We start from the raw sequence: 9,242 nt of genomic DNA, 5'->3' as shown, positions 1-9,242 counted from the left end.
TCCACCGGTCAGACCGGCATGGACATGCCGAAAACGCCTGAGCACAAGCAGTGGAACGGCGATATGAGCGCAACAGCCCAGCCGAAGCAGTGGCTGCCGCTAATGGCGGAAATGCCAATTAATATCTATGCGAAAGTGACCATTACGTTCCAGGACGAACAGCTGAGTTAAACGCACTCTCCCCGTCGTTCACCGGCGGGGTTTTCATGTAGCCATAAAAAAGGGTCTGACCACGGTCAGACCCTTTTCATATTTAACTGGCGGAATAATTATTCGTCTTCGAGATAAGTATACCCGTACAGCCCCGCCTCAAACTCTTCCAGGAACTGCTGCTGCAATGCATCGTCGAGACCGGTGTTTTTCACCTGGTCGCGGAACTGGGTCAGCAGCGTTTTCGGATCGAGCTGAACGTATTCCAGCATGTCTGCCACGGTATCCCCCTCGTCAGACAGCTCAACTTCCACGCTGCCGTCAGGGAAGACAAACACGTCAACCGCTTCGGTATCACCGAACAGGTTGTGCATGTTGCCGAGGATCTCCTGGTACGCCCCGACCATAAAGAAGCCCAGCATCGGCGGGTTCTCCGGGTCGTACTCCGGCATTGGCATGGTGGTGGCGATACCGTCGCCGTCAACGTAATGGTCGATAGCACCGTCGGAGTCACAGGTGATGTCCAGCAGCACCGCGCGACGTTCCGGGGCGTGGTTCAGCCCTTCCAGCGGCAGAACGGGGAACAACTGGTCGATACCCCATGCATCCGGCATCGACTGGAACAGCGAGAAGTTGACGTAAATCTTATCCGCCATACGTTCCTGCAGCTCGTCGATAATCGGACGGTGCGCGCGGTTGCTCGGGTCGAGCTGCTTCTGCACTTCATGGCACATGTTCAGATAAAGCTGCTCCGCCCACGCACGCTCCTGCAAGCTGAAGGTGCCTGAAGAGTAGCCAACGTGAATATCGTGCAGATCCATCTGGCTGTCGTGCAGCCATTCGCGCAGGGAGCGACGCGTGCCCGGCTCGTGCATCTCCTGCCAGGTTTCCCACATGCTTTGCAGGGAACGCGGTGCATCATCCTGCGGCGGCGTCGCTTCGGAAATTTCGCTACGCTCAACGCCGATGATATTAGAAACCAGCACCGTATGGTGCGCGGTCACCGCGCGACCGGATTCGGTGATCACCGTCGGGTGCGGCAGGCCGTGCTCTTCACAGGCATCACCGATCGCCCAGATGATGTTATTGGCGTATTCATTCAGACCATAGTTCACCGAGCAGTCAGACTGCGAGCGGGTCCCTTCGTAGTCCACGCCCAGGCCACCGCCCACGTCGAAGCACTGAATATTCACGCCAAGCTTGTGCAGCTCAACGTAGAAACGGGCTGATTCACGCACGCCGGTGGCGATATCGCGAATATTGGCCATCTGCGAACCGAGGTGGAAGTGCAGAAGCTGAATGCTGTCCAGACGACCGCGCTCGCGCAAAATTTCCACCAGTTGCAGTACCTGGTTCGCCGCGAGGCCGAATTTGGATTTTTCACCGCCGGAGGACTGCCATTTACCGGAACCCTGAGACGCCAGACGCGCACGCACGCCGAGGCGTGGCACCACGTTAAGACGTTCAGCCTCTTCCAGCACGATCGCGATTTCAGTCATCTTCTCGATAACCAGATAGACCTTGTGGCCCATCTTCTCGCCAATCAGCGCCAGACGAATGTACTCACGGTCTTTGTAGCCGTTACAGACAATGACCGAACGGGTCATGCCCGCATGCGCCAGAACCGCCATCAGCTCCGCTTTGGAGCCGGCTTCGAGGCCCAGCGGCTCGCCGGAGTGGATAAGGGACTCAATCACGCGGCGGTGCTGGTTCACCTTAATCGGGTAAACCAGGAAGTAGTCGCCTTTATAGCCGTAGGATTCACGCGCGCGCTTGAAGGCGGCGTTAATAGAACGCAGGCGATGTTGCAGGATCTGCGGGAAGCAGAACAGTGCAGGCAAACGCTGGCCCTGTGCTTCACGGGCTTTCACCAGTTTGGCGAGGTCCACGCGCGCTTCAGGGACGTCCGGATCCGGGCAAACGCTGATGTGGCCCAGTTCGTTGACGTCGTAGTAGTTATTGCCCCACCAGGCAATATTGTATGTGCGCAGCATCTTGCTGGCTTCCTGGGAGCTCATCGCAACCTCCTGCATAGAACGTAGTACACCCTGTTCGCCCGCTGACGAAGGCGAAAAAGAAGACATGTCGTCAGACATAGCGAACCTCAACTCTTTGTATTAAGTGTAAAACAGTTGACTACTATCGCAGCGTTATACGGCGATAACAACCCATAAACGGCTCCGTTTCCCAGCAGAGTATGCTGAAATCCAGACCGTGCGACCGGTTTCTTATTCATATCATTGTAAAACACGTATCCGAACTCTGTATGACAAGGTTCGGCGAAACCACGAGAAAACTCTTGTATTAACAAGAGCGCCCTTGTTCAGTTTTCACACAGCCTGACCGGCCCTGGAATCCTGAGAAGCGCCGAGATGGGTATAACATCGGCAGGTTTGCAGACTAGAAATGCGGGTTGCGGGAATCAAATGCGCGCCAGAACGGCTGCGCTGAATTAGCGGAAAACGATGGTTCATTATCTCGTATCACCTCCACGGCCGCCTCTGCTGAAACGGACCCCAAGCCAAAGCTAAAAGTTCACTGCTTAACCCGGCTGGAAGTGGCGACTCGATGAGTTCATCGAGCGCTTATTTTGTATGAGCCGCGCGCCGCGTTTTATACCGAGAAGGGGGCTAAAAAGCAAAACAAAAATGCGTGGGTTGCCAGCGCCGTCAGGAAAAATTTCCAGCAGACATTTCAACGCCGTGAGAGATGAATCAAAAAAAACTGGAAATCGGGCGAAGAAGTGACCTAAAATAGCCATCCAGATGTTAATCCATCTATACTGATTAACACTCATACTGCCAGTGTCAAAAACCTGCAGGCCTTGGTAGAATTATCTCCTTTGGCTATTCCACACAGCAGCTTGAGCTAACCAAATTCCTCTTAGGTGAAATAAAACATGGCAAAACACCTGTTTACGTCCGAGTCCGTATCAGAAGGACATCCTGATAAAATTGCTGACCAAATCTCCGATGCGGTGCTGGATGCGATCCTGGCGCAGGATCCTAAAGCGCGCGTCGCGTGCGAAACCTACGTCAAAACTGGCATGGTTCTGGTTGGCGGTGAGATCACCACCAGCGCATGGGTTGATATCGAAGAGATCACCCGTAACACGGTGCGTGAAATCGGTTATGTGCATTCTGATATGGGCTTTGATGCCAATTCTTGCGCGGTGCTGAGCGCCATTGGCAAACAGTCTCCAGACATCAACCAGGGCGTTGACCGTGCCGATCCACTGGAACAGGGCGCGGGCGACCAGGGCCTGATGTTTGGCTACGCGACCAACGAAACCGACGTGCTGATGCCAGCCCCGGTCACCTACGCGCACCGTCTGGTACAGCGTCAGGCTGAAGTACGCAAAAACGGCACCCTGCCGTGGCTGCGCCCGGATGCAAAAAGCCAGGTCACCTTCCAGTACGATGACGGCAAAATCGTTGGCATCGATGCGGTGGTACTGTCTACCCAGCATTCCGAAGAGATTGACCAGAAATCCCTGCAAGAAGCAGTGATGGAAGAGATCATCAAGCCGGTTCTGCCGACCGAATGGCTGAGCTCTGCGACCAAATTCTTCATCAACCCAACCGGACGCTTTGTTATCGGCGGCCCAATGGGTGACTGCGGTCTGACCGGACGTAAAATCATCGTTGATACCTACGGCGGCATGGCACGTCACGGCGGCGGTGCGTTCTCTGGTAAAGATCCGTCTAAAGTTGACCGCTCTGCGGCATACGCGGCACGTTATGTTGCGAAAAACATCGTTGCTGCCGGCCTGGCTGACCGCTGTGAGATTCAGGTTTCTTACGCCATCGGCGTGGCTGAGCCAACCTCCATCATGGTTGAAACCTTCGGTACCGAGAAAGTGCCTTCAGAACAGCTGACCCTGCTGGTACGCGAGTTCTTCGACCTGCGTCCATACGGACTGATTCAGATGCTGGATCTCCTGCACCCAATCTACAAAGAAACCGCGGCATACGGTCACTTTGGTCGTGAACATTTCCCATGGGAAAAAACCGACAAAGCCGCCCTGCTGCGTGAAGCTGCCGGTCTGAAATAATCGACTGACAAGAGCGTTAAAAAAGCCAGCCTTTGTTTATATACAGTTAACTTAAACGTGTATAAAGTGTACTAAAGCAGATGGATCTGCTTTTTTTTCACCCCAAAACTAAGCAAAGTATACAGTGTGTATTGTGTATTCTACTTAAAGGAAAACATGATTTGTCATCAGTTAAAGTCAGGGCAACGATTGTAGAAGATAACACTGGTATCAAAAGCCAAATCCCTATCCTTCTGACAGAGCAGGGAGAGTTGAGTGTGGTAACAGATTACCTGCTTAAGTTAGAAGCCGACGATGTAAGCCACTCGGTAATGAATGGGGTCCTCCAGGCTGTGTCCTTATTGCTGGATTACATGGAGGCAAATAGAGGCGACTTTGACGACCCAATGCTGCTCTTCCAGACTTTTTCTAAGCGTTTATATACTGGAACGATTGGCGAGAATGGGATTGACCCTTCAGGTTTGTATTGGGTGCCGGCCTCAACCAGTAACGTGAATAAACATATTCAACGACTGACTGCCTTCACCGACTGGCTGGCACACAAACAAGGTGTAGAGTCTGTGAATCCGTTGTGTGAAGCGACCCGGCATGAACAGAGGTTAAATTACGCCGCATGGTATCGCAAAAATCAGAACGATTTTTTAGGTCATATTGAAGATAAAACTGTTAACAAAACCATCCGTAAGGCTAGAACGATCAAAGGCCGTACTCCTCTCACAATAGCTGAACATGATGCTATCGCATTTCCCGAAATGCACTGGGAAAAATTCTATATGTGTGGTGTTGGTGGCTCTGGCGATCCACGAGTGGCACTAAGAGATAAATTAATTCTTCTGCTTATGCACGGTGGTGGGGTGCGCGAAAGTGAGGCGTTAACACTTTGGGTGACGGATGTATTTGAAGACCCGTATAACCCAGACAGTGCTGTGGTCAGGATCTATAACGAGACTGATGGTAAGGCCCCTGAAGGTTGGCGTAATCGCTCTGGTGCATCAACCAGAGCGGCATATTTAAAAGAACAATATGCCCGGATACCACGACAGCGAATGAAAGGAACTGCCCGACTTGGCTGGAAGAACCGCGTGGTTGATCATAAAGATAATTACCTACAGGTTCAGTGGTTTCCTGCCGACTATGGAAAAGTGTTTATGTCACTCTGGAAAAACTATCAAAAGTATCGCGCCAGTATCGACTGTCACCACCCTTATGCATTCATTTCTTTTCATCACAGCGCCCTCGGTAACCCTTACACAATTTCCGCTTTTCATGACAACTACATCAATGGATTAAAACGAATTGGTTTAGAACCAAACAAGGCAGAAGGTTTAGGCCCTCACGGACATCGACATAACTACGGAAGACGATTAGAGCGTTCAGGGCTGAGCCCGCTTGTGATCCGCCGTTGCATGCATCACAAGTCTCTGGATTCACAAATCCCATATACAGGCAAAGGTCAGAAAGAAATTTCGGACGAACTCACTAAAGCTACACTGCTGCTGGCAAACCCTGATTCGAAAGTCAAAATTCTTGACTGGAAAGCTCTAACTGAACATGGCTTTAATGACATTGACCCGCAGGGTTATTTCACAGGCCGGAATCCAAAGCTGAGAGGTAAATAATGTTGCCACCAAAAAGCAAAAAAAATGATGGGCGTACATCCGACTTAGCTTTCTTATGGATGCTGACTACGCTTGGCGCAGAATGGCGGCAATGGCAGGAGCTGGCAGCAAAGTGGATGGCAACACAAACCCTCGGTATAAGTGATAAACGCGAGGCCCTGGGACGCTTCTTTGAGTCCTATATTGCTGAGTACGCCCCGTATGCAATAAGTGATTTGTCATTATTTTTTAAAGGCTACCAGGGACATAAGTGCTCCAGTGAAGAGTTTGAGCAAATTATAAGGAGCACTGTTGCCGCATCCGCGAACATTCAAAAAGGCATGAACTATGCTTATGAATTCATTGATTTTGTTGTCAAAGACGTTTTTTCGGAAAAAGATAACTATGGCAATTTAGTTCCATTGGTTTTAAATCCACTCCGAAAAATTAAAAAAGGATATGTTGCTACAGAAACAGTGCGCAACCCCTTACCATATCGCTATATTCAGAACCTGCGCCAGATCCTTTGTCCATTACCGGATAAAACTGAACTCACCATTATCGGTCAGAATCTTAAACAGGAAGAAAAATTACTTCCTGCCTGGCATTACCGTCACTTTAAATACTGGGTTTGGGCGCAGCATGCTGGGAGCGACTGGTTTGAAGTCGGGCCAGAACTGATTGATAAAAATGACCCCGACTGCGTATGGCGTACCAGAGAAGTGACCCGTAAAGGTAAAAAAATCACCCTTTATCAAATCTGGTCGCCTGTAAAAGCAATGATGATTTTCATTAAGCTCCACCTGCCACTTCGTTCCTCGCAGGTTCGTATGCTGGACAGCGGAGAAGCCGATACGTGGCGCTATGAAAATGGTCGATGGATTCTTAACACTCGACATGATTTCGCCCTTGGCAGTGCAAAGCGCCCATTTGGAAAAGGCATATTCCGTCGGATTTACGATACCATGACTGGACTATACTCGACGGGGTTGTACATCAATACCAACAAGACTGCTGACCAGAATAAAAATGAACTGGAACGTGGTTACATCATACCGTGGCAAAACGAAGAAGTGCTGTACTGGCTGGAGAAATTGAGGAACTGGCAAGAAAAATACAATCCGATTGCGAAGCCTACCGAATGTACTTTGCTGCTGAGAAAGCATATACACCACCAGGGATCAGACAGACAACTGAAAAGTATGGGAGAAATCGCTTTTCTGTTCCGTGACGCATCTGCCAGAGGCGAGGATAAACAAAAACCTATTCCTTATAACGCGTCAGATTCATTCTGGTATCAATTGCTGCTTGAATTAGAAAATCAACTCGCAGCCCGCGGGGATACCCTGGATAACGACGAGCGTTTGAAGCTGGTTGTGGATTATCCCGAGGGAAGAATGAAAGGTACAGCCACGCTGTTTCCTCTTCACAGCCTGCGTGTCTCTCTCATCACTGCGTACACAATGGACACACAACTGCCATTACCTGTAATTTCAAAACTCCTAGCAGGCCATACTCGCCTGTTGATGACCATCTATTACAACAAAATCACACCTTCTGTCATGGCAGATAAAATGAGCGAGGCACATGACACTCTGGATGTTAAATCCAGGCTGTCGGTTCGCAACTTTCTCAAAGATGCTTCAATGGAGCAGATTCAGTGCAGGATGGCATATCACAGCGAGGGGAGTATCCAGACAGCTCTGGTTAATCGTAACCCGATTGGCTGGGAAGAGCGTTCGTGTGGGCTGTGCCTGATGGGAGGTAACACCGTGAAGCCTGATGAAATTAATACCCTAGGAGGATGCTGGAATGGTGGGGTATTGATAAAAGACTCAGGCTCCGCTGCCAGCCGTATTTATGAAAGTGTCCCCCATGGGCCTCAAAACTGTATTCGTTGTCGATGGTTTATCACCGAGGCCCGGTTCCTTCCTGCGCTCAATGCCCAATTTAACCAGCTGAGTTACAGGGCACACCAGGCTTCTGCCTTATCTGTGGAAATTGAAGGTGAACTGGACATACTTAAAGATGAACAGTTTTTCTTTGAGGAACAAGGAAAACCCTTTATCAGACATGATGAGCTAAAGGCACTACAGCGCCGTTATGAAATACAGCAAGCAGAAGCAGATGAGTATACGAAAGACTGGATTGCGTGTTTTGAACTTATTAACAAAATCATTCGTGTCGAAGAACTCAGGAAGGACGGCGACCTCAAAGATAAATTGATTGCGGTTGGCTCAGAGCAGGACGTTTGTCATGCTCTGAAGTTTATCGAAACTGACTCGGAATTATTGCATCTGTCTTTATTGTGCGAGGATGCTGAGTTCTATCCAGATTTGCTGGATGAACTTCGCAAAACACCGGTCATTCAAAAGCGTTCTGTGCAGCTGAGTCGGGTATTAATGAAAAAAGGTTTTGAGCCTGTTTTCATGGAAATGGACGATAAACAGCAGCTTATTGCTGCCAACGCAATGCTGCGCCAGATGGCTAAAATAGCTGATCCTGACGATAAACTTGAAGGATACCGCAAGGTGGTCGGTTATATTGAGGCAGGTGAATACCTGACTAATAATAACCTTTTTTCTGAGGGGATTCAGTCCCTTACCAGCAAAGCCATTCACCTTAGTCACATTGCCCTGCCTGACTTACTGGAGAACTAATGGAATTAAATATTGATATCATTCTTGCTGATTTGAAAGAAGGCAAAGTAAAGCGGACTCAGCAGAACCTTGAAAAGCTTAATGACACCTTGAAGAAATATGCTGAATCAGGCCAGCGAGACTTCTCCATCACAAAGATTGGGTTGGTGTCCGCTGCCGATGGCGGTCTTGCTTATGAAGCCCTGCGGGCTACCCGTAACGAGCATTACCGCACACTGATAAAGGCCTGGGCAGCCACTTGTAATACCAGTATCCAAAAGCCATTATCCGGTACCTCCCGGTCTAAATCTGTTCCCGCAGACTATAAACTTTTAGAGCGCATCCCGGACCTGGCGGTACGCGCCTTGTTTGGCCAAATCATTGCCGAGCGTAACCGCTACCGCAATGAAGTAAATCTGCTCAAACAACATGCCAATATCATCATCGACAAACGCCCCGTGCGGCAGTTTCAAACGACACCAGAATCTACGGTGGAGGTATTACCGTCCCTGTCAGGAATTCTCACCCACTCAGAAAAGAAAGCCCTGGCGTATTCCATATCTGAGGAATGCATGGATAAGAACAACTGGCAGATTACCCAGGCCGGGCAAGTAAAAGACACGGACTACAACAGTGAAGTTTTTCCACGAGGTTTTGTCACAGGGCTTCGAAAGTTATTGGATGTGGCAGATGAATAACGGCAAATGGCTATGTAAGCATTCCACATAATTGTCACCATTTTTCCCGTCTGGCGGGAGAAAATTCATATTGAAGTGGTTTACTGAATTTGGCCACCTGAAC

General features: G+C 49.7%; 8 protein-coding genes. 4 read left to right on the top strand and 4 right to left on the bottom strand.

Translation table 11 applies throughout. From position 1 onward, the window contains the following. Positions 1–269 precede the first annotated feature (269 nt). From speA to ACOTXR_RS23860, 4 genes are all read right to left on the bottom strand, one after another. On the bottom strand, positions 270–2,246 hold the full coding sequence (gene speA / locus ACOTXR_RS23875; protein ID WP_014885182.1) for a biosynthetic arginine decarboxylase: 1,977 nt from the start codon (positions 2,244–2,246) through the stop codon (positions 270–272). An 8-nt stretch (positions 2,247–2,254) separates the two neighbouring features. Then, positions 2,255–2,386, bottom strand: coding sequence for an acid stress response protein YqgB (yqgB, locus tag ACOTXR_RS23870; protein WP_127312443.1), 132 nt, complete (start codon positions 2,384–2,386; stop codon positions 2,255–2,257). Positions 2,387–2,480: 94 nt separating this feature from the next. Next, positions 2,481–2,624, bottom strand: coding sequence for a hypothetical protein (locus ACOTXR_RS23865; RefSeq protein ID WP_418251728.1), 144 nt, complete (start codon positions 2,622–2,624; stop codon positions 2,481–2,483). 68 nt (positions 2,625–2,692) lie between these two features. Beyond that, positions 2,693–2,911 carry a hypothetical protein gene (locus ACOTXR_RS23860; RefSeq protein WP_014885183.1) on the bottom strand — a complete coding sequence of 73 codons (219 nt, stop codon included), beginning with the start codon at positions 2,909–2,911 and terminating at the stop codon, positions 2,693–2,695. A gap of 138 nt (positions 2,912–3,049) precedes the next feature. Here ACOTXR_RS23860 and metK point away from each other — a divergent pair, with 138 nt between their 5' ends. The 4 genes from metK to gmtX all read left to right on the top strand — a co-directional run bounded on the left by metK (position 3,050) and on the right by gmtX (position 9,139). After that, positions 3,050–4,204, top strand: coding sequence for a methionine adenosyltransferase (gene metK, locus ACOTXR_RS23855; RefSeq protein WP_014885184.1), 1,155 nt, complete (start codon positions 3,050–3,052; stop codon positions 4,202–4,204). A gap of 161 nt (positions 4,205–4,365) precedes the next feature. Then, positions 4,366–5,823 (top strand): gamma-mobile-trio recombinase GmtY, encoded by a 1,458-nt coding sequence (gmtY, locus tag ACOTXR_RS23850; protein WP_014833215.1) that lies wholly within the window; start codon positions 4,366–4,368, stop codon positions 5,821–5,823. Beyond that, complete coding sequence (gene gmtZ / locus ACOTXR_RS23845; protein ID WP_032622071.1) at positions 5,823–8,462, top strand: gamma-mobile-trio integrase GmtZ; 2,640 nt, start codon at positions 5,823–5,825, stop codon at positions 8,460–8,462. Before gmtY ends, gmtZ begins: the two co-directional genes overlap by 1 nt. Then, a complete protein-coding gene (gmtX, locus tag ACOTXR_RS23840; protein ID WP_014833216.1) occupies positions 8,462–9,139 on the top strand; it encodes a gamma-mobile-trio protein GmtX in 678 nt (225 codons plus the stop codon). Before gmtZ ends, gmtX begins: the two co-directional genes overlap by 1 nt. Positions 9,140–9,242: the final 103 nt, after the last annotated feature.

This window comes from Enterobacter cloacae complex sp. IR53030 (assembly GCF_049238365.1).
Taxonomy (GTDB): Bacteria; Pseudomonadota; Gammaproteobacteria; order Enterobacterales; family Enterobacteriaceae; genus Enterobacter; species Enterobacter kobei.
The sequence above is the reverse complement of the archived record's forward strand: the minus strand, read 5'-3'. Positions and strand labels throughout refer to the sequence as shown.